Source organism: Streptomyces sp. TSRI0281, from assembly GCF_001905125.1.
Classification (GTDB): Bacteria; Actinomycetota; Actinomycetes; order Streptomycetales; family Streptomycetaceae; genus Streptomyces.
On sequence record NZ_LWLE01000038.1, the window covers coordinates 186433 to 207232 of the forward strand.

Sequence of the window (20800 nt, forward strand, 5' to 3'; positions counted from 1 at the left end):
TGACGGGGCAGGGCCGCGTCCGGCTACGCTGGCGGGGTGCGCCTTCCGACAGAGGGTCGCAAAGCCGACAGCCGTCGCATCCCTGGGAGATCATCCATGGCCTCGTTGCCGACATCCGCCGCCGAAAGCCGGACCCGAGTCGACGCCCTCCGAGAGGCGCTCGCCACCCGTGTGGTGGTGGCCGACGGTGCCATGGGCACCATGCTCCAGGCACAGGACCCCACCCTTGAGGACTTCGAGAACCTCGAAGGATGCAACGAGATCCTCAATGTCACCCGCCCCGACATCGTCCGCTCGGTGCACGAGGAGTACTTCGCGGTCGGTGTCGACTGCGTCGAGACGAACACCTTCGGCGCGAACCTCGCGGCCCTCGGCGAGTACGACATCCCCGAGCGCGTCCACGAGCTCTCCGAGTCCGGCGCCCGGATCGCCCGCGAGGTCGCCGACGAGTTCACCGCGTCGACCGGACAGCAGCGCTGGGTGCTGGGCTCCATGGGACCGGGCACCAAGCTGCCGACCCTGGGCCACGCCCCGTACGGCAAGCTCCGCGACGCCTACCAGCAGAACGCCGAAGGCATGATCGCCGGTGGCGCCGACGCCCTCCTGGTGGAGACCACCCAGGACCTGCTGCAGACCAAGGCGTCGATCATCGGTGCCCGGCGGGCCCTGGAAGCCACCGGCACCAACCTGCCGCTGATCTGCTCCGTCACCGTCGAGACGACCGGCACCATGCTGCTCGGCTCCGAGATCGGCGCCGCGCTCACCGCGCTGGAGCCGCTCGGCATCGACATGATCGGCCTGAACTGCGCCACCGGCCCCGCCGAGATGAGCGAGCACCTGCGCTACCTCGCCCGGCACTCCCGGATCCCGATCTCCTGCATGCCGAACGCGGGACTCCCGGTGCTCGGCAAGGACGGCGCGCACTACCCGCTGGGCCCGTCCGAGCTCGCGGACGCCCAGGAGACCTTCGTACGCGAATACGGCCTCTCCCTGGTCGGCGGCTGCTGCGGTACGACGCCGGAGCACCTGCGCCAGGTCGTCGAGCGGGTCCGCGGCACGGCCCCCACGGTCCGCGAACCGCGCCCCGAGCCCGGTGCCGCCTCGCTCTACCAGACCGTCCCCTTCCGCCAGGACACCTCGTACCTCGCGATCGGTGAGCGTACGAACGCCAACGGCTCGAAGAAGTTCCGCGACGCGATGCTGGAAGCCCGCTGGGACGACTGCGTCGAGATGGCCCGCGACCAGATCCGCGAGGGCGCGCACATGCTCGACCTCTGCGTCGACTACGTGGGCCGCGACGGCGTCGCCGACATGGAAAAGCTGGCGGGCCGCTTCGCGACCGCCTCCACCCTCCCGATCGTGCTGGACTCCACCGAACTGCCCGTGCTGCGCGCCGGCCTGGAGAAGCTCGGCGGCCGTGCCGTACTGAACTCCGTCAACTACGAGGACGGCGACGGCCCCGAGTCCCGCTTCGCGCTGGTCAGCGCCCTGGCCTCGGAGCACGGTGCCGCACTGATCGCCCTGACCATCGACGAGGAGGGCCAGGCCCGCACCGTCGAGCACAAGGTCGCCATCGCCGAGCGGCTCATCGAGGACCTCACCACCAACTGGGGCATCCACGAGGCGGACATCCTCATCGACACCCTCACCTTCACCATCTGCACCGGTCAGGAGGAGTCCCGCGGCGACGGGATCGCCACCATCGGGGCCATCCGCGAGCTGAAGAAGCGCCACCCCGACGTCCAGACCACGCTGGGCCTGTCCAACATCTCCTTCGGCCTCAACCCGGCCGCCCGCGTCGTGCTGAACTCCGTCTTCCTCGACGAGTGCGTCAAGGCGGGTCTCGACTCCGCGATCGTGCACGCCTCCAAGATCCTTCCGATCGCGCGCCTGGAGGAGGAGCAGGTCAAGGTCGCCCTCGACCTGATCTACGACCGCCGCGCCGAGGGCTACGACCCCCTGCAGAAGCTCATGGAGCTCTTCGAGGGCGTCAACATGAAGTCCATGAAGGCGGGCAAGGCCGAGGAACTGCTCGCCCTGCCGCTGGACGAGCGCCTTCAGCGGCGCATCATCGACGGCGAGAAGAACGGTCTCCAGGCCGACCTCGACGAGGCCCTCCAGGACACGCCCGCCCTGGACATCGTCAACAAGATCCTGCTCGAAGGCATGAAGGTCGTCGGTGAGCTCTTCGGCTCGGGCCAGATGCAGCTGCCGTTCGTGCTCCAGTCCGCCGAGGTCATGAAGACCGCGGTGGCCCACCTGGAGCCCCACATGGAGAAGTCGGACGCGGACGGCAAGGGCACCATCGTGCTGGCCACCGTCCGCGGCGACGTCCACGACATCGGCAAGAACCTCGTCGACATCATCCTGTCCAACAACGGCTACAACGTCGTCAACCTGGGCATCAAGCAGCCCGTCTCCGCGATCCTGGAAGCCGCCGAGGAGCACCGCGCCGACGTCATCGGCATGTCCGGTCTCCTGGTGAAGTCCACCGTGATCATGAAGGAGAACCTCCAGGAGCTGAACCAGCGCAAGCTGGCCGCCGACTACCCGGTGATCCTCGGCGGTGCCGCCCTCACCCGGGCCTATGTCGAACAGGACCTCCACGAGATCTACGAGGGCGAGGTGCGCTACGCCCGCGACGCCTTCGAGGGCCTGCGGCTGATGGACGCCCTCGTCGCCGTCAAGCGCGGAGTCCCCGGTGCCACGCTCCCCGAGCTGAAGCAGCGCCGGGTGCCCAAGCGGGAGGCGGCCGTGCTGGAGGTGTCGGAGCCGGAGGAGGGCGTCCGCTCCGACGTCGCGACGGACAATCCCCTCCCCGAGCCGCCGTTCCGGGGCACCCGGGTCGTCAAGGGCATCCAGCTCAAGGAGTACGCCTCCTGGCTGGACGAGGGCGCGCTCTTCAAGGGCCAGTGGGGCCTCAAGCAGGCCCGTACCGGCGACGGACCGACGTACGAGGAGCTGGTGGAGACCGAGGGCCGCCCGCACCTGCGCGGCTGGCTCGACAAGCTCCACACCGAGAACATGCTGGAGGCGGCCGTCGTCTACGGCTACTTCCCCTGCGTCTCCAAGGGCGACGACCTGATCCTGCTCCACGAGGACGGCTCGGAGCGCACCCGGTTCACCTTCCCGCGCCAGCGCCGCGGCCGGCGGCTGTGTCTCGCCGACTTCTTCCGCCCCGAGGAGTCCGGCGAGGTGGATGTCGTCGGCCTCCAGGTCGTCACCGTCGGGTCGAAGATCGGCGAGGCCACCGCCGAGCTGTTCGAGGCCAACTCCTACCGTGACTACCTGGAGCTGCACGGCCTGTCCGTACAGCTCGCCGAGGCCCTGGCGGAGTACTGGCACGCCCGGGTCCGCAGCGAGCTGGGCTTCGCCGGCGAGGACCCCGCCGATGTCGAGGACATGTTCGCGCTGAAGTACCGCGGCGCGCGCTTCTCCCTCGGATACGGCGCCTGCCCCGATCTGGAGGACCGGGCGAAGATCGCCGAGCTCCTGGAGCCGGAGCGGATCGGGGTCAAGCTCTCCGAGGAGTTCCAGCTGCACCCCGAGCAGTCCACCGACGCGATCGTCATCCACCACCCCGAGGCGAAGTACTTCAACGCCCGGTGAGGCACTGTTCCCCGCGCGGCAGCACGCCGTTCCCCGCGCGGTAGCCGGACGAGTCGTACACTGGTCGGTCCAGTGCAGGCCGGTCGCCCTCCCCACCGGGACGGCGGCCGGCCTTCTCGTCCCTACGGAAGGTGTGCCGGATGACCAGTACGGTTCCCGCGTCCCTGACTCGCACGGCCGAAGGCGCCGCCCTGCAGGCGGTCCTTCTCGACATGGACGGAACCCTCGTCGACACCGAGGGCTTCTGGTGGGACGTCGAGGTGGAGGTCTTCGCCGATCTGGGTCACCGGCTCGATGAGGCGTGGCGGGACGTGGTCGTCGGCGGGCCGATGACCCGCAGCGCCGGCTACCTCATCGACTCCACCGGAGCCGACATCACGCTCGACGAACTCACCGGGCTGCTCAACGACCGCTTCGAGAAGCGCATCGGAAGCGGTGTGCCGCTGATGCCGGGCGCCGGGCGTCTGCTGGCCGAGCTCGCCGCGTACGACGTGCCGACCGCCCTCGTCTCCGCCTCGCACCGGCGGATCATCGACCGGGTGCTGGACTCGGTCGGCCACCACCACTTCGCCCTCACGGTCGCCGGTGACGAGGTCACCCGGACGAAGCCGCACCCGGAGCCCTACCTCACCGCCGCCGCCGGCTTCGGGGCCGACCCGTGGCGCTGCGCGGTCATCGAGGACACCGCCACGGGTGTCGCCGCGGCGGAGGCCGCGGGGTGCCGGGTGGTCGCCGTACCGTCCGTGGCGCCGATCGCCCCGGCATCAGGCCGGGTGATCGTGAGCTCGCTCGAAGAAGTCGATCTCGCGTTCCTTCGGGGACTGATCACGGGACCGCGCTGAGAACGCAAGCGCGGCGACCGCCCCGCGCGCTGAGAACGCAAGCGCGGCGACCGCCCCGTCCGCACGCGCCGGGGTCCCGTGCCGTCACTGGGCGCCGGGGCGCACCAGGCCGCTCTCGTAGGCGTAGACGGCGGCCTGCACGCGGTCCCGCAGGCTCAGCTTCGTCAGCACATGCCCCACGTGCGTCTTGACCGTCGTCTCGCTGACGAACAGGTCCGCGGCGATCTCCGCGTTGGACAGCCCGCGCGCCACCAGCTTCAGGACTTCCACCTCGCGCTCCGTCAGCGTGTGCAGCGCGTCCGGAACCGGGTCCTCGCCCGAGGGCAGGTGATCCGCGTACTTGTCCAGCAGCCGGCGCGTGATGCTCGGAGCCAGCATCGCCTCACCCGCCGCCACCACCCGGATGGCCTGGACCAGCTCATTGGCCGGAGCGTCCTTCAGCAGGAAGCCGCTCGCACCCGCGCGCAGCGCCTCCACCACGTACTCGTCGAGGTCGAACGTCGTCAGGACCAGCACCTTCGCCGGACCGTCCCGCCCCGGACCGGTGATCTGACGGGTGGCCTCCACACCGTCCATCCGAGGCATACGGATGTCCATCAGCACCACATCGGGCTGCAGCGCCCGCACCTGATCGATGGCCTGCAGACCGTCCCCGGCCTCACCGACCACCGCGAGGTCGCCCTCGGCCTCCAGAATCATCCGGAAGCCGGTGCGCAGCAGTGGCTGGTCATCGACCAGCAGGACCCGGATCGCCACGAAAACTCCTTAAGGGCCCTCAGGGGCCACTGGTTGGCCGGCCTCGGCCCGGACCGGTCCCATTCTGCCCTGGCCATCCTCGCCGGACTCCGCCGGGCGTACCGACAACGGGTATACCGGGGGAGTCCCGCCGAATTCCGGACAGACCGCGCGGTGGTCGCACCAGCCGCACAGCTTCGTCGGACGCGGCCGCCACTCACCCGTCTCCGTCGCCAGTGAGATCGCCTCCCACAGCGCCAGCAGCTTGCGCTCCACCCGCTCCAGGTCGGCCACCACCGGGTCGTACGTCAGCACGTCACCGCTGCCCAGATAGACCAGCTGGAGCCGCCGCGGCACGACGTCCTTCAGCCGCCAGATCACCAGGGCGTAGAACTTCATCTGGAACAGGGCACCCTCCGCGTACTCCGGACGCGGTGCCTTGCCCGTCTTGTAGTCGACGATCCGGACCTCACCGGTCGGCGCCACGTCGATCCGGTCGATCACCCCGCGCAGCTTCAGCCCGGACGCCAGCTCCGTCTCGACGAACAGCTCCCGCTCGGCGGGCTCCAGACGCGTCGGGTCCTCCAGCGAGAACCAGCGCTCCACCAGCTGCCCGGCCTCACCCAGCCAGCGCGCCAGCCGCTCGCCCTCCGTGTCCTCGGCGAACAGCTCGGTCAGCTCCGGCTTCGACTCCAGCAACCGGTCCCACTGGCCGGGAATCAGCGCCTGCGCCCGCGGGGCCGTGCGGTCCGCCGCCGGTGCGTCGAAGAGCCGCTCCAGCACCGCATGCACCAGCGTGCCCCGGGTAGCCGCCTCACTGGGCTTCTCCGGCAGCTTGTCGATGACCCGGAAGCGGTACAGCAAGGGGCACTGCATGAAATCGCTCGCCCGCGACGGCGACAGGGACGAGGGCGGCTGGGGCGGCCGCGGTACGGAGGTCATGGCTCAGACCCTACGACCCGCCACTGACAGCGAGCGGCATACCATCGACCACAGAGCCTCGCACACTGCATGATCGTGGCAGACGCCACCGACCGAAGGGACCACGTGGACGAGAGCGGCGACAGCGGGCGGCCGCAGCCCGGCGCAGGGGGAACGGGCCCCGGCGCCGGACCCGAGAACGGCAAACCGCAACGCCCCGCAGAACCGGGCGGCGGCCTGCTCATGGGCCGCCCCTTCGGAGTGCCCGTATACGTCGCCCCCAGCTGGTTCGTCGTGGCCGCCCTCATCACCTGGGTCTTCGGCGGCCAGCTCGACCGGGTCCTGCCCGAGCTCGGTGGCCTCCGGTACCTGGTCGCGCTCTTCTTCGCGATCGCCTTCTACGCCTCCGTACTCGTCCATGAACTGGCCCACACGGTCGCCGCGCTGCGCTACAAGCTCCCGGTCCGCCGTATCCAGCTGCAGTTCTTCGGCGGCGTCTCGGAGATCGAGAAGGAATCCGAGACCCCCGGCCGCGAATTCGTCCTCGCCTTCGTCGGCCCGCTGCTCTCCCTCGTCCTCGGCGGTGTGTTCTACCTCGCCATGCAGTTCGTCGAGCCCGGCACCGTCCCCGGCGTCCTGCTCGCCGGACTGATGATCTCCAACCTCATCGTGGCCGCCTTCAACCTGCTCCCCGGCCTCCCGCTCGACGGCGGCCGGATGCTGCGCGCCGTCGTCTGGAAGATCACCGGCAAGCCCATGAGCGGCACCATCGCCGCCGCCTGGGTCGGCCGAGGCCTCGCCGTCACCGTCCTCGTCGGCCTCCCGCTCCTCACCCACACCGGAGCCCTCGGCAACGCCACCGACGAGATCAGCGGCATGGAGACCGTCACCGACGCCCTGCTCGCCGCGATCCTCGCCGGAATCATCTGGACCGGCGCCGGAAACAGCCTGCGCATGGCCCGCCTGCGCGAACATCTCCCCGACCTGCGCGCCCGCACCCTCACCCGGCGCGCCGTCCCCGTCGAATCGGCCACCCCGCTCTCCGAGGCGCTCCGCCGGGCCAACGAAGCGGGCGCCCGCGCCCTCGTGGTCGTCGACGGACAGGGCAACCCCAAGGGCGTCGTCCGGGAGGCGGCCATCGTCGGCGTCCCCGAGCACCGCCGCCCCTGGGTCGCCGTCAGCGGTCTCGCCCAGGACCTCACCGACGGCATGAGGGTCCCCGCCGAACTCGCCGGCGAAGCCCTGCTGGACCGGCTCAAGGCCACCCCGGCCACCGAATACCTCGTGGTCGAGGAGACCGGCGAGATCTACGGAGTCCTCTCCACCGTCGACGTCGAACGCGCATTCGTCGCCGCCATGGCCCGCCCCGGCGCCTGACCCGGCGGCGGGGCCCGGCCACCGCAGCCGCCGGCGCGGTCGGCGCCCCGGGAAACACCGGTACGCTGGTCACATGTCTGAACCGACCGGTGCCGCCCGCCGACGTGGGCCCTTCAAGGTCGGGGACCAGGTCCAGCTCACCGACCCCAAGGGACGCCACTACACCTTCACGCTCGAAGCCGGAAAGAATTTCCACACCCACAAGGGTTCTTTCCCGCACGACGAGCTGATCGGTGCTCCCGAGGGCAGTGTTGTCCGTACCACGGGAAACGTCGCCTATCTCGCGCTGCGCCCCCTGCTCCCCGACTTCGTCCTGTCCATGCCCCGCGGCGCCGCCGTGGTCTACCCCAAGGACGCGGGCCAGATCCTGGCCTTCGCCGACATCTTCCCCGGCGCCCGTGTCGTGGAGGCAGGCGTGGGGTCGGGCGCGCTGAGCACCTTCCTGCTCCGGGCCATCGGCGAGCAGGGCATGCTGCACTCCTACGAGCGCCGCGAAGACTTCGCCGAGATCGCCCAGCAGAACGTCGAGCGCTACTTCGGCTCCCCGCACCCCGCCTGGCAGCTCACCATCGGTGACCTTCAGGACAACCTCTCCGACACCGAGGTCGACCGCGTCGTCCTGGACATGCTCGCTCCCTGGGAGTGCCTGGAAGCCGTGTCCAAGGCGCTCGTGCCCGGTGGCATCCTCTGCGCGTACGTCGCGACCACCACCCAGCTCTCGCGGACCGTCGAGTCCATCCGTGAGATCGGCTGCTTCGCCGAGCCGCAGCCCTGGGAGTCGATGATCCGCAACTGGCACGTCGAGGGTCTGGCCGTCCGCCCCGACCACCGGATGATCGGTCACACCGGCTTCCTCGTCACCGCCCGCCGCCTCGCGGACGGCGTCGAGGCCCCGCTGCGCCGCCGCCGCCCGTCCAAGGGCGCCTACGGCGACGACTACGACGGACCCGGCAGCCAGAGCGGTTCCGCCACCCGCGGCTGACCCCGTACAACGCACCGGCGCCGCCGCGCAGTTGCCCGGACCGACCCGGGAACTGCGCGGCGGCGCCTTTTCGTTGCGGTGGGGGACGGACGTACACCCGTGGGAACCGGCACCTGTGGGAACCGGCACCCACCCCGCTGTTCCCACGCCGTGTGAGGTGTGGCACGATGCTGGCCACCCCCGCCCGCCGACGCCCATCCGGCACGGCCTTCCCCCCCCGGCTCCCCAGGAACCACAGGAGACATACCGCGTGCAGACCTCCGAGCTCCCGGACCTCGCGCACACCGACACCAAGCCGGTGCACTGGCTCGCCACGGCCGCGGCCATGGCCGCCGTCGTCGCCGGGGCGGGACTGCTCCAGCCCGGCTCGGCCACCGCCACCGCCACCGCCACGGCGTCGGAGCACCGCAGTACCGCCCAGCACGGCACCGCGCCCGTCCCGGCCCCGGACCCGGCGACGGCGTCCTTCCCGCTGGACTGCGGCAGTGCCGGGCGCACGGTGGCCAAGCAGGCCCCCGGAGACCTCGACGGGGACGGCAGACCGGAAACGGTGGCGGTCGTCCACTGCGCGGCCGGCTCCGGTACCCCGCCCAGCGGCGTCTACGTCCTCACACAGAGGAGCGGGGCCGCGTCCAGGGTCGTGGCGACCCTGGTGGACCCCGCCCAGAAGATGACGGTCGGCGACTTCGCCGTACGTGACGGCGTCGTCTCGGCGACCCTGCTCGGCTACTCCTCGATCGATGTCCCGCGCTGCTGCCCCGACCGGCGGGAGAACGTCACCTGGCACTGGAAGGGCAACGCCTTCGTCCGTTCCACGGGCGACCTCGCACGGAGTGCCTGAACGGTTACTGCGCGTCCGGTCCGTAGACCTCGACGCTGTCCGAAACGCGACGGACATGAATGCAGTCGCCGGGGCACTCCTTGGCCGAGTCCACGATGTCCTGGAGGAGCGGCAGCGGCACCGGCGTTGTGGCGCCCTTGTCCTGCAACAGCTCGTCGTCCCCGCTCTTCACGTACGCCAGACCGTCGATGTCCAGCTCGAAGACCTCAGGTGCGTATTGCACACAGATGCCGTCGCCCGTGCAGAGGTCCTGGTCGATCCAGACCTCCAGGTCCTGCGTGTCACTGTCGCCCGACGCGTCCTGCTGCACGGTCATGTGTCCTGCCGTTCCCTGCGTATCTGAACCAATTGGAGCCAGCCCTGACGGGTGTTGAACGCTTCGACGATACAACCGGCCGCTTTCCGATGCTCAAGGGTGGGTATTCCCTTGTCGTGAGGGAGAGCGCAAGGGTGAAGATCGGACACGTCCCGGAGTCTTTGTGATCTAGGGGTTTCAATCATCACCCACCCAGGTAGGGTCAGGAAGCGTCCAGCTCCCCATGGAGGAGGTGAGGACCGTGGCAGCCCACGACGACGACATCAACCGCGGCAACCGGCCCGGGCGAGGGTCAGAAGACCCAGCCGGCCAGGTCGCCTATCTCGAGCAGGAAATCGCCGTCCTGCGACGTAAGCTCGCCGACTCTCCGCGTCATACGAGGATTCTCGAAGAGCGGATCGTCGAGTTCCAGACGAACCTCGCAGGCGTGTCCGCACAGAACGAGCGGCTCGCCAATACGCTCCGCGAGGCCCGCGACCAGATCGTGGCCCTCAAGGAGGAGGTCGACCGGCTCGCACAGCCGCCGGCCGGCTTCGGGGTCTTCCTGCAAGCGAACGAGGACGGTACGAGCGACATCTTCACCGGGGGTCGCAAGCTCCGGGTGAACGTGAGCCCCAGCGTCGAGCTCGAAGACCTCCGGCGAGGCCAGGAGGTCATGCTCAACGAAGCGCTCAATGTGGTCGAGGCCATGGCGTACGAGCGCGCGGGCGACATCGTCACCCTCAAGGAGATCCTTGAGGACGGCGAACGGGCCCTGGTGGTCGGGCACACCGACGAGGAGCGGGTGGTGCGGCTCGCCGAGCCCTTGCTGGACATCACCATCCGCCCCGGCGACGCCCTTCTGCTGGAGCCGAGGTCCGGCTATGTCTACGAGGTGGTCCCCAAGAGCGAGGTCGAGGAGCTCGTCCTCGAAGAGGTCCCGGACATCGACTACGACAAGATCGGCGGTCTGGGCGACCAGATCGAGCTGATCCGCGACGCGGTCGAGCTTCCGTACCTGCACCCCGACCTCTTCCGGGAGCACGAACTGCGGCCACCGAAGGGCATCCTGCTCTACGGCCCGCCCGGCTGCGGCAAGACTCTTATCGCCAAGGCCGTGGCCAACTCGCTCGCCAAGAAGGTCGCCGAGGTCACCGGACAGCCCACGGGGAAGAGCTACTTCCTCAATATCAAGGGCCCCGAGCTCCTCAACAAGTACGTCGGCGAGACCGAGCGGCATATCCGCCTCGTCTTCCAGCGTGCCCGGGAGAAGGCGAGCGAGGGTACCCCCGTCATCGTCTTCTTCGACGAGATGGAATCCCTCTTCCGCACCCGCGGCAGCGGCGTCAGCTCGGACGTGGAGAACACCATCGTCCCCCAGCTGCTCGCCGAGATCGACGGGGTGGAGGGCCTGGAGAACGTCATCGTCATCGGCGCCTCCAACCGCGAGGACATGATCGACCCCGCCATCCTGCGACCCGGCCGCCTCGATGTGAAGATCAAGATCGAGCGTCCGGACGCCGAGGCCGCGAAGGACATCTTCGCGAAGTACCTGACCCCGTCCCTCCCGCTGCACGCCGACGATCTGGCCGAGCACACCGGCTCCAAGCCGGCTGCCGCCCACGCCATGATCCAGTCCGTCGTGGAGCGGATGTACACGGAGTCCGAGGAGAACCGCTTCCTCGAGGTCACGTACGCCAATGGCGACAAGGAAGTCCTGTACTTCAAGGACTTCAACTCCGGCGCGATGATTCAGAACATCGTCGACCGGGCAAAGAAAATGGCCATCAAGGCATTCCTCGAACAAGGCCAGAAGGGCCTTCGCGTCTCCCATCTCCTCCAGGCATGTGTGGATGAGTTCAAGGAGAACGAGGACCTTCCGAACACCACCAACCCGGACGACTGGGCCAGGATCTCCGGCAAGAAGGGTGAGCGGATCGTCTTCATCCGCACACTCGTCACCGGAAAGCAGGGCGCGGACACCGGCCGGTCCATCGACACGGTGGCGAATACCGGGCAGTACCTGTAGTGAGCGGTCCGGCTGCGGACGCCCGGTTCGGGCGTCCGCAGCCGGTTGCTTTCCGACCGTCACGACCCGGCCGGAACAATGACGTAATTGATCTCCCCACCGGCGCAGAGGCGCTCTAGGCTCTGCGGTACCGCCGAGTCGCGCAGTGCGGTGACGGGCACCGCATACGCACCGGACAAGCAGCGGTACTTGAGCGTCGCCCCCGCAGGGGAGCGGCGCCGGGCAAGGAGGGCCGCATGACCGTACGGCGAGTAATGGGCATCGAGACGGAGTACGGAATCTCCGTCCCCGGCCACCCCAACGCCAATGCCATGCTCACCTCGTCCCAGATCGTCAACGCCTACGCGGCGGCGATGCACCGGGCGCGCCGCGCCCGCTGGGACTTCGAGGAGGAGAATCCGCTGCGCGACGCGCGAGGCTTCGACCTCGCCCGTGAAACCGCCGACTCCAGCCAGCTCACCGACGAGGACATCGGCCTCGCCAATGTGATCCTCACCAACGGTGCCCGGCTGTACGTCGACCACGCGCACCCCGAATACAGCTCACCCGAGATCACCAACCCACGCGACGCGGTGCTGTGGGACAAGGCCGGCGAGCGCATCATGGCCGAGGCCGCCGAGCGGGCGGCCGCGATCCCCGGTGCCCAGCCGATCCACCTCTACAAGAACAACACCGACAACAAGGGCGCCTCCTACGGCACCCACGAGAACTACCTGATGCACCGGGAGACCCCGTTCTCGGACATCGTGCGCCACCTGACCCCGTTCTTCGTCTCCCGGCAGGTCGTCACAGGCGCGGGCCGGGTCGGCATCGGCCAGGACGGTCACGAACACGGCTTCCAGATCAGCCAGCGCTCGGACTACTTCGAGGTCGAGGTGGGCCTGGAGACCACGCTCAAGCGCCCCATCATCAACACCCGGGACGAGCCCCATTCGGACGCGGAGAAGTACCGCCGGCTCCATGTGATCATCGGTGACGCGAATCTCTCGGAGATCTCGACCTATCTGAAGCTCGGCACCACGGCCCTGGTCCTCTCCATGATCGAGGACGGCTTCATCAACGTCGACCTCGCCGTCGACCAGCCCGTACGGACCCTGCACCAGGTCTCGCACGACCCCACCCTGAAGCAGCTCATCACGCTCCGCAGCGGCCGGACGCTCACCGCTGTCCAGCTGCAGATGGAGTATTTCGAACTGGGCCGCAAGTACGTCGAGGAACGCTACGGCGCCGACGCGGACGAGCAGACCAAGGACGTCCTGCTCCGCTGGGAGGACACCCTCAACCGGCTGGAGAACGATCCGATGAGCCTGGCCGGGGAGCTGGACTGGATCGCGAAGCGGGAGCTCATGGAGGGCTACCGCCGCCGCGACGGCCTGGACTGGGACGCGCCGCGCCTGCACCTGGTGGACCTCCAGTACGCCGACGTACGGGCGGACAAGGGGCTCTACAACCGCCTGGCGGCCCGCGGCAGGATGAAGCGCCTGCTGGACGAGGACGAGGTCACCCGGGCCCGCACGAAGCCCCCCGAGGACACCAGGGCCTATTTCCGGGGCCGCTGCCTGGAGCAGTACGCGGACGACGTCGCCGCGGCCTCCTGGGACTCGGTCATCTTCGACCTGCCGGATCGTGACTCGCTGCAACGGGTGCCCACCATGGAGCCGCTGCGCGGCACCCGCGAACACGTCAAGGACCTCCTGGACCGGTGCCGCACGGCGGAGGAGCTGGTCCGGGTGCTGTCGGGCGGCTGAAAGGCCGCTCGGCTGGGAATCAATCAGATGACCTCCGGACGTTGAGACAAGTACCGGGCCAATGTCGGACCCCATGGGTAGGGTCTGATCAAGTGCTTCGAACCGAGCGGGGTGAGCTACATGGCGACCAAGGACACCGGCGGCGGACAGCAGAAGGCGACGCGCTCCACCGAGGAGGCCGAGGAGCAGGCGCAGGACGCGCAGGCGTCCGAGGACCTCAAGGAGCGCCAGGAGAAGCTGAGCGATGACGTCGACTCGGTACTGGACGAGATCGATGACGTCCTCGAAGAGAACGCCGAGGACTTCGTCAGGTCTTTTGTTCAAAAGGGTGGACAGTAGTTCACGGATGTGAACGCCCGGAAGTGAACCCGGGCGCTCGCGGTGCACGGGGAGGCGGGGTGACGGCTTGCACGACGGAGGTGAGCCGTCACCCCGTACGCGGCCGCACGATGAATTCCGCTGCTCCCGCCGAACATGTGGATCACTGTCACGGGGCGGGTAGGGTCCGTGGCGTAATGTGCTTCAACTGCAATTCGGCCATCGGCAAGTTGGGGGATGATCCTGACACCTTGCGCAGGGCCATCGCATACCTGGAGGGAAACGCGTGGAAGCCAACACTCGTAGCACCGGGCGTCTACCAGCTGCCTTCCTGACGCCGGGTTCGTCCTCGTTCATGGACTTCCTGTCCGACCAGTCGCCCCAGATGCTTCCGGGCAACCGGAGTCTGCCGCCCCTGAAGGGGGCCATCGAGGCGCCGCACGGTACGACCATCGTCGCGGCTTCGTTCCCCGGCGGTGTCGTGCTGGCAGGTGACCGGCGCGCCACCATGGGCAACATGATCGCGCAGCGCGACATCGAGAAGGTCTTCCCGGCCGACGAGTACTCGGCGGTGGGCATCGCCGGTACGGCGGGTCTGGCCGTGGAGATGGTCAAGCTCTTCCAACTGGAGCTGGAGCACTTCGAGAAGGTCGAGGGCGCTCAGCTCTCCCTGGAGGGCAAGGCCAACCGGCTCTCCACCATGATCCGCAGCAATCTGGCCATGGCCATGCAGGGCCTCGCGGTCGTCCCGCTCTTCGCGGGCTTCGACGTGGACCGCGAGAAGGGCCGGATCTTCTCCTACGACGTCACCGGCGGCCGTGCCGAGGAGAGCGGCTACGCGGCCACCGGCTCCGGCTCGATCTTCGCCCGCGGATCGATGAAGAAGCTCTACCGCGAGGACCTGACGGAGCAGCAGGCCCTCACCCTGGTCGTACAGGCGCTGTACGACGCCGCGGACGACGACTCGGCGACCGGTGGCCCGGATGTGGCCCGCCGGATCTACCCGATCATCACCGTCATCACCGACGAAGGCTTCCGGAGGCTGACCGACCAGGAGTCCGCCGAGATCGCGCGCTCGATCCTGGAGCGGCGCCTGGAGCAGCCCGACGGCCCGCGCGCCGCGCTGCTCTGACCGGTCCCTGAGGCTCCTTCGATGCACTCGTCACTGACAGAAAGGGACGGATAGCCGGTGTCGACGCCGTTCTATGTCTCACCTCAGCAGGCCATGGCCGACCGGGCGGAATACGCCCGGAAGGGCATCGCCCGTGGTCGCAGCCTGGTAGTGCTGCAGTACGCCGACGGCATTGTGTTCGTCGGCGAGAACCCGTCCCGTGCGCTGCACAAGTTCAGCGAGATCTATGACCGGATCGGCTTCGCGGCCGCCGGTAAGTACAACGAGTACGAGAACCTCCGCATCGGCGGCGTACGTTACGCGGACCTGCGGGGTTACACCTACGACCGCGACGATGTGACGGCCCGTGGGCTGGCCAACGTCTACGCGCAGACGCTGGGCACCATCTTCTCCAGCGCGGCCGAGAAGCCGTACGAGGTGGAGCTGGTGGTCGCCGAGGTCGGTGCCGCGGCCGAAGGCGACCAGATCTACCGGTTGCCGCACGACGGTTCCATCGTGGACGAGCACGGTTCGGTCGCGGTCGGCGGCAACGCGGAGCAGATCAGCAGCTTCCTGGACCAGCGCCACCGTGATGGCATGACGCTCGCGGAGGCGCTCAAGCTCGCCGTTCAGGCGTTGTCGCGCGAGCCCAACGGTGGCGAGCGGGAGATTCCCGCGGAGCGGCTGGAGGTCGCGGTTCTGGACCGTACGCGGCCGCAGCAGCGCAAGTTCAAGCGGATCGTCGGCCGGCAGCTGACGCGGCTGCTGGACGCGGACGGGGCGGGGACCACCCCGACGGACGCCCCGTCCGACATCGAGGACGCCGATTCCGCCGACGCGCCGGCCGATTCGGCCGGTGCCAAGGGGGCCAGTGCCAAGGGGACGGGCGCCAAGAAGGCCGGTGCCAAGGGTGCCGGTGGATCCACCAAGGGCAAGGACGCTTCCGAGTCGTCGGAGTCGTCCGGAGCTTCGGAGACACCGGAGTCGTCGGAGGAGTAGACCCCTCCGGTCAGGCTTGCTCCTGTGCCCCGGCCCGCGGTCCACCGCGTGCCGGGGCGCGGTCATGAGCGGGCGGCGACTTTGGACGGCGGCGCGGTGGAGCCGCGCACCACCAGTTCGACGGGCAGGCTGCCCGGTTCCGCGGGGCGGCCGTCCAGGACGGCGAGCAGCGCCCTCATGCCCCGTTCGCCGACCTGCTCGGCGGGCAGGCTCACCGTGGTGAGCTCCGGTTCCACCGCGGTGGCCAGGGCCAGATCGTCGAACCCGGTGACCGAGACGTCGTCCGGCACCCGCAGCCCGAGCCGGCGGACGGCCTTGCAGGCACCCGCGGCCAGGATGTCGTCGTCGCAGACGATCGCGGTCGGCCGGGGCCCGTCGGTGTCCAGTACCCGCGCGGTGGCCTCCCGCCCCGCGCGTACGTCGAGGGGGGCCCGGACGGTGTCGACGACGGCGTCCGGCACATCCCGCAGCGCCTTGTGCAGGGCCTGGGCGCGGACCGCGAAGGTCCAGGTGTCCACGGCGGACGCGAGGTGCACGAAGCGACGGTGCCCGAGGGACAGCAGATGCTCCACCACCTGCCGCATACCGTCGGCGATGTCGAGGTTCACATGCGCGGCGGCTTCCGGGCCGGACGGGTCGCTGTCCAGCATGACCAGGGGCAGCTCGGCGCCGTGCAGCGCGCCGAGGGCATCGGCGGCCATGGAGGAGGCGATCACCCCGTCGAGTGCGGCGCGGGCGGAGGCGAAGGGGTCCCGGGCCGGGCCGGTGCCGTCGGGCGAGGGGTAGAGCACGACGCCGAAATCGTGCTCGGCGGCGACGGCGGCGGCGCCGGTGTAGACGCGGGCGAAGAACTCGTTGGTGAGGGCGGGGACCACGAGCAGCGCGGTCCGGGTACGGCCGAGGCGGAGGCTGCGGGCGGCGAGGTTCGGCCGGTAGTCGAGCTCCGTGGCGCGTTCGCGTACCCGCCGCGCTGTGGCGTCCGACACCCGGCCGTGCCACTTGTCGCCGAGCACCAGGGAGACGGTGGCCTGGGAGACACCCGCCGCGCGGGCCACGTCGCGGCTGGTGGGCCGTGCCGGGGCGGGCTGCTGTGCGCTGGTCACTCGGGCCTCCGTGCGGGGTGGTGCGGGGGTGACCGGGACGGGGCGGTGCGAGATCCCGGGGTGCCGCGAGGTGGACCCGCGGACTGCCGTCATGGTACGTATGTGCCTCGACGTTATACGTAAAACCTCGGCGGGGCGGGAGTCCGGCCGAGGGTGAGGGGGCGGGAATGGCCGCGGGATATCTGGACATCCTCCGGGCGCGGCATGCCGCCCGGCTGCTGACGGGCACTCTGGTGGGGCGGCTGCCGAGCGGCACCGCCCACATCGCCATCGTGCTGTTCACCCGCGCCGAGGGCGGCAGCTACACACAGGCGGGCGCCCTCGCCGCCGCGTACGGCCTCGCGACGGCGGTGGGACAGCCGCTGCTCGGGCGGGCCGTCGACCTCTACGGGCAGCCGCGCATCCAGTTCCCCGCCGCGGTGCTCTCCGCGCTCGGCATGTCCCTGCTCGCCCTGGTGGGCCTCGACACGCTGCCGCTGGCCTACCTCGCGGTGATCATCGCCGGACTCTTCACGCCGCCGCTGGAGGGCGGGCTGCGGGCCCTGTGGCCGAGCGTCCTGGGGCGCGAGGACCGGGTGCACCGGGCGTACGCCATGGACGCCGTGGCCCAGGAGGTGATGTTCACCGTCGGCCCGCTCCTGGTGACGGTCCTGGTCTCCCTCTGGTCGCCCGCCGCCGCGCTCCTCGTCATCAACGCGATAGGCGTCCTGGGCGCCCTGTCCGTCGTACTGTCGGAGCCCTCCCGCGCCTGGCGCTCGGCGCCCCGCGAGGCGCACTGGCTGGGTGCCCTGCGCTCGCCCGGACTCCTCGCGCTGCTCGGCGCGTTCTTCTTCGTCGGGCTCGCGCTGGGCTCGATCACCGTGGCGGGTGTCGCCTACGCCGACGACCACGGCAGGGAATCCGTGTACGGCTGGCTGATGGCCGCGCTCGGTCTGGGCGCGCTGATCGGCGGTGCGACCTACGGGGCACGGCAGTGGGCGGGCGCGCCGGAGCGGCGGCTGCGGGTCATCGTCGCTCTGCTGGCGCTGGGCTACCTGCCGCTGATGCTGACCCCCTCGGTGCCCGTGATGACGGCGCTCGCCGCGCTGGCCGGAGTGTTCCTGGCCCCGGCGATCGCCTGCTCCTTCATCGTCGTGGACCGGCATGCCCCGCGGGGCACGGTGACCGAGGCGTTCTCCTGGCTCGTCACCACGTTCGGCGTAGGCGCCGCGGCCGGAACGGCCGCGGCGGGCCCGGCGGTGGAGCTCGGCGGAACGGCGTGGAGCTTCGCGGTCGCGGGGGCCGGTGGGGTGGCCGCCCTGGTGGTTCTGCTGGCCACCGGAAGGGTCCTCGCAGATCCCGGGCGTACGGCCGCTGTTGTGGCGGGATCGGAAAATGATCGAAACGGTGCCGTCGAACCCGGTTTCAGCTCAGGCCATAAGGCGTAATGTTCAGTCATGGACCGCCGCATTTTCGGGCTGGAGAACGAGTACGGCGTCACGTGCACGTTCAGGGGACAGCGCCGACTGTCACCTGACGAAGTGGCGCGCTACCTCTTCCGCCGTGTTGTGTCATGGGGCCGCAGCAGCAATGTCTTTCTGCGGAACGGCGCCCGCCTCTACCTCGACGTGGGATCGCATCCGGAATATGCCACCCCCGAATGCGACAACGTGACCGAACTGGTCACGCATGACAAGGCCGGCGAACGCATTCTCGAAGGTTTGCTCGTCGACGCCGAACGCCGCCTGCACGAGGAGGGAATCGCGGGCGACGTCTATCTCTTCAAGAACAACACCGACTCGGCGGGGAACTCCTACGGATGCCATGAGAACTACCTCGTGGCCCGGCACGGAGAATTCTCCCGGCTCGCGGACATTCTCATTCCCTTCCTCGTCACCCGGCAGCTGATCTGCGGCGCGGGCAAGGTGCTCCAGACGCCGCGCGGAGCGGTCTACTGCGTCAGCCAGCGCGCCGAGCACATCTGGGAGGGCGTCAGCTCCGCGACGACCCGCTCGCGTCCGATCATCAACACCCGCGACGAACCCCACGCGGACGCGGAGCGGTACCGCCGCCTCCACGTCATCGTCGGTGACTCGAACATGTCCGAGACGACCATGCTCCTCAAGGTGGGCGCGACCGACCTGGTGCTCCGCATGATCGAGGCGGGCACCGTCATGCGGGACCTGACCCTGGAGAACCCGATCCGGGCGATCCGCGAGGTCAGCCACGACATCACCGGTCAGCGCAAGGTGCGCCTGGCCAGCGGCCGTGAGGCCTCGGCCATCGAGGTCCAGCGCGAGTACTACGAGAAGGCCGTCGACTTCGTCGAACGCCGGGGCATCCGGACCGGCACGGTCGACCAGGTCCTCGAACTGTGGGGCCGCACCCTCGATGCCATCGAGGCCGAGGACCTCGACCGGATCGGCACCGAGATCGACTGGGTGATGAAGTACAAGCTCATCGAGCGGTACCGGGCCAAGCACAACATGACCATGTCGAATCCGCGGGTCGCCCAGATAGACCTCGCGTATCACGACATCCACCGTCGTCGCGGGCTCTACTACCTGCTGGAGCGCAAGGGCCAGGTCGCCCGCATCTGCAACGACATGAAGATCTTCGAGGGCAAATCGGTGCCCCCGCAGACCACCAGGGCGCGCCTGCGCGGTGATTTCATCCGCAGGGCGCAGGAGCAGCGGCGGGACTTCACCGTCGACTGGGTCCATCTCAAGCTCAACGACCAGGCGCAGAGAACGGTGTTGTGCAAGGACCCGTTCCGTTCCGTGGACGACCGAGTGGAGAAGTTGATCGCGGGTATGTGAGCCGACGACAGGACACGCCTCGGCTTCTCACACGACAGGGCCCCGTACGTTCCTCGTACGGGGCCCTGTGCACGGCCTAGAGTGTCCGGGACCCAACTACCGTGCCCCCTGAGATCTGAGGAACCAGTGCGCCGACTTGCCGGCCTTCTCGTCGTCCCCCTCCTGCTGCTGTCGACAGCGGCATGCGGCAGCGACGACAAGGCCTCCGACTCCGCCTCGTCGAAGAACGGAATGCCCGCGATCACCGCAGGTGCGAAGTTCGGCGAGAAGCCCACGCTCGCCAAGGGCAAGGGTGATCCGCCCAAGGAACTGAAGACCGAGGTCATCAGTGAGGGTGACGGCGCGAAGCTCAAGAACGGCGACGCGATCCAGGTCAATTATCTCGGGCAGTCGTGGGACTCCACCAAGCCGTTCGACAACAGCTTCGACCGTAAGCAGCCGTTCGATCTGACGCTCGGTGCCGGCATGGTCATCCAGGGCTGGGACAAGGGCCTCGTCGGGCAGAAGGTCGGCAGCCGGGTCCAGCTGGTCATCCCCCCGGCGCTCGGCTACGGCGAGCAGGGGCAGGGCGACATCAAGCCCAACGCCACCCTTGTCTTCGTCGTCGACGTCCTGAAGGCGACGCAGATCCCCGCCTCCGCCAAGGGCAGCGAGGTCGCCCAGGACAACATCGACCTGCCGAAGGTCGGTACGAAGACCGACGGCAAGGCGCCGACCGTCACGATCCCCAAGAGCGATCCGCCGAAGAAGCTGGTCTCCAACTACATCCTGGAGTCCGACGGTGCGGTCATCAAGGAGAGCGACAGTGTCGTCGTGAACTATGTGGGTCTGGTGTGGAAGGGTGGCAAGCAGTTCGACAGCACCTACGCACAGGGCAAGACCCAGACCTTCCCGCTGGCCCAGATCACCCTCAAGGGGCTCAAGGACGGTCTGATCGACAAGAAGGTCGGCAGCCGGGTGCTGCTCGTCATCCCGCCGGACCAGGCGTTCGGCGACAAGGCTCAGCAGAGCATCCCCGCCAAGTCCACGCTGATCTTCGCCGTGGACATCCTGGCGAAGATGTAAGACTGTCCCGGTTGCCCAGTTCATCAT

17 protein-coding genes and 1 pseudogene are annotated in these 20800 nt (G+C 69.1%); 14 read left to right on the forward strand and 4 right to left on the reverse strand.

Features of this window, described 5'->3' with window-relative positions; translation table 11 throughout:
• Positions 1–96: 96 nt before the first annotated feature.
• Entirely contained in the window at positions 97–3609 is a 3513-nt protein-coding gene (metH, locus tag A6A29_RS41745; RefSeq protein ID WP_073729185.1) for a methionine synthase, read from the forward strand.
• Between the two features lie 140 nt (positions 3610–3749).
• On the forward strand, positions 3750–4451 hold the full coding sequence (locus A6A29_RS41750) for an HAD family hydrolase (RefSeq protein WP_073729187.1): 702 nt from the start codon (positions 3750–3752) through the stop codon (positions 4449–4451).
• Between the two features lie 84 nt (positions 4452–4535).
• On the opposite strand, the gene A6A29_RS41755 is transcribed toward A6A29_RS41750, so the two are convergent.
• Together A6A29_RS41755 and A6A29_RS41760 are read right to left on the reverse strand one after the other, a co-directional pair.
• On the reverse strand, positions 4536–5207 hold the full coding sequence (locus A6A29_RS41755) for a response regulator (RefSeq protein ID WP_073729189.1): 672 nt from the start codon (positions 5205–5207) through the stop codon (positions 4536–4538).
• Between the two features lie 9 nt (positions 5208–5216).
• Positions 5217–6062, reverse strand: a complete 846-nt coding sequence (locus A6A29_RS41760) for a RecB family exonuclease (RefSeq protein ID WP_241838864.1) — start codon at positions 6060–6062, stop codon at positions 5217–5219.
• 171 nt (positions 6063–6233) lie between these two features.
• Here A6A29_RS41760 and A6A29_RS41765 point away from each other — a divergent pair, with 171 nt between their 5' ends.
• The 3 genes from A6A29_RS41765 to A6A29_RS41775 all read left to right on the forward strand — a co-directional run bounded on the left by A6A29_RS41765 (position 6234) and on the right by A6A29_RS41775 (position 9307).
• Entirely contained in the window at positions 6234–7484 is a 1251-nt protein-coding gene (locus A6A29_RS41765; protein ID WP_073729586.1) for a site-2 protease family protein, read from the forward strand.
• Positions 7485–7557: 73 nt separating this feature from the next.
• Positions 7558–8466 (forward strand): tRNA (adenine-N1)-methyltransferase, encoded by a 909-nt coding sequence (locus tag A6A29_RS41770; RefSeq protein ID WP_073729193.1) that lies wholly within the window; start codon positions 7558–7560, stop codon positions 8464–8466.
• Positions 8467–8716: 250 nt separating this feature from the next.
• Entirely contained in the window at positions 8717–9307 is a 591-nt protein-coding gene (locus tag A6A29_RS41775) for a hypothetical protein (RefSeq protein WP_073729195.1), read from the forward strand.
• 4 nt (positions 9308–9311) lie between these two features.
• Here the strand turns inward: A6A29_RS41775 and A6A29_RS41780 are convergent, their stop codons facing one another.
• Positions 9312–9623 carry a ferredoxin gene (locus A6A29_RS41780; protein ID WP_073729197.1) on the reverse strand — a complete coding sequence of 104 codons (312 nt, stop codon included), beginning with the start codon at positions 9621–9623 and terminating at the stop codon, positions 9312–9314.
• Positions 9624–9864: 241 nt separating this feature from the next.
• On the opposite strand from A6A29_RS41780, the gene arc reads away from it, so the two are divergent.
• From arc to prcA, 6 genes and pseudogenes are all read left to right on the forward strand, one after another.
• Complete coding sequence (gene arc / locus A6A29_RS41790) at positions 9865–11631, forward strand: proteasome ATPase (protein WP_073729199.1); 1767 nt, start codon at positions 9865–9867, stop codon at positions 11629–11631.
• A gap of 236 nt (positions 11632–11867) precedes the next feature.
• Positions 11868–13379 (forward strand): depupylase/deamidase Dop, encoded by a 1512-nt coding sequence (dop, locus tag A6A29_RS41795; RefSeq protein ID WP_241838854.1) that lies wholly within the window; start codon positions 11868–11870, stop codon positions 13377–13379.
• 120 nt (positions 13380–13499) lie between these two features.
• Positions 13500–13718, forward strand: a complete 219-nt coding sequence (locus A6A29_RS41800) for a ubiquitin-like protein Pup (RefSeq protein WP_073729588.1) — start codon at positions 13500–13502, stop codon at positions 13716–13718.
• Between the two features lie 122 nt (positions 13719–13840).
• Positions 13841–14032 (forward strand): annotated as a pseudogene (locus A6A29_RS41805) (endonuclease domain-containing protein); the annotation flags it as partial.
• Entirely contained in the window at positions 13984–14829 is an 846-nt protein-coding gene (gene prcB / locus A6A29_RS41810) for a proteasome subunit beta (protein WP_073729203.1), read from the forward strand. The pseudogene A6A29_RS41805 and the gene prcB, both read left to right, overlap by 49 nt.
• 57 nt (positions 14830–14886) lie before the next feature.
• Positions 14887–15807: a proteasome subunit alpha gene (gene prcA, locus A6A29_RS41815; RefSeq protein ID WP_073729205.1), complete on the forward strand. Its 921-nt coding sequence runs from the start codon at positions 14887–14889 to the stop codon at positions 15805–15807.
• A 62-nt stretch (positions 15808–15869) separates the two neighbouring features.
• Here prcA and A6A29_RS41820 read toward each other — a convergent pair whose 3' ends face one another.
• Positions 15870–16910 carry a LacI family DNA-binding transcriptional regulator gene (locus A6A29_RS41820; RefSeq protein WP_073729207.1) on the reverse strand — a complete coding sequence of 347 codons (1041 nt, stop codon included), beginning with the start codon at positions 16908–16910 and terminating at the stop codon, positions 15870–15872.
• A 167-nt stretch (positions 16911–17077) separates the two neighbouring features.
• Between A6A29_RS41820 and A6A29_RS41825 the strand changes: the two genes are divergently transcribed.
• From A6A29_RS41825 to A6A29_RS41835, 3 genes are all read left to right on the forward strand, one after another.
• Positions 17078–18337 carry an MFS transporter gene (locus A6A29_RS41825; RefSeq protein WP_073729209.1) on the forward strand — a complete coding sequence of 420 codons (1260 nt, stop codon included), beginning with the start codon at positions 17078–17080 and terminating at the stop codon, positions 18335–18337.
• A 9-nt stretch (positions 18338–18346) separates the two neighbouring features.
• Positions 18347–19708, forward strand: a complete 1362-nt coding sequence (gene pafA / locus A6A29_RS41830; protein WP_073729211.1) for a Pup--protein ligase — start codon at positions 18347–18349, stop codon at positions 19706–19708.
• Positions 19709–19834: 126 nt separating this feature from the next.
• Entirely contained in the window at positions 19835–20773 is a 939-nt protein-coding gene (locus A6A29_RS41835; protein WP_073729213.1) for an FKBP-type peptidyl-prolyl cis-trans isomerase, read from the forward strand.
• Positions 20774–20800: the final 27 nt, after the last annotated feature.

Coding starts and splice junctions, on each gene's coding strand:
- A6A29_RS41780 (WP_073729197.1), bottom strand. CDS start 9,623: ATGACCGTGCAGCAGGACGCGTCGGGCGACAGTGACACGCAGGACCTG.
- pafA (WP_073729211.1), top strand. CDS start 18,347: ATGGACCGCCGCATTTTCGGGCTGGAGAACGAGTACGGCGTCACGTGC.
- metH (WP_073729185.1), top strand. CDS start 97: ATGGCCTCGTTGCCGACATCCGCCGCCGAAAGCCGGACCCGAGTCGAC.
- dop (WP_241838854.1), top strand. CDS start 11,868: ATGACCGTACGGCGAGTAATGGGCATCGAGACGGAGTACGGAATCTCC.
- A6A29_RS41760 (WP_241838864.1), bottom strand. CDS start 6,062: ATGCAGTGCCCCTTGCTGTACCGCTTCCGGGTCATCGACAAGCTGCCG.
- A6A29_RS41800 (WP_073729588.1), top strand. CDS start 13,500: ATGGCGACCAAGGACACCGGCGGCGGACAGCAGAAGGCGACGCGCTCC.
- A6A29_RS41770 (WP_073729193.1), top strand. CDS start 7,558: ATGTCTGAACCGACCGGTGCCGCCCGCCGACGTGGGCCCTTCAAGGTC.
- A6A29_RS41750 (WP_073729187.1), top strand. CDS start 3,750: ATGACCAGTACGGTTCCCGCGTCCCTGACTCGCACGGCCGAAGGCGCC.
- A6A29_RS41825 (WP_073729209.1), top strand. CDS start 17,078: ATGGCCGCGGGATATCTGGACATCCTCCGGGCGCGGCATGCCGCCCGG.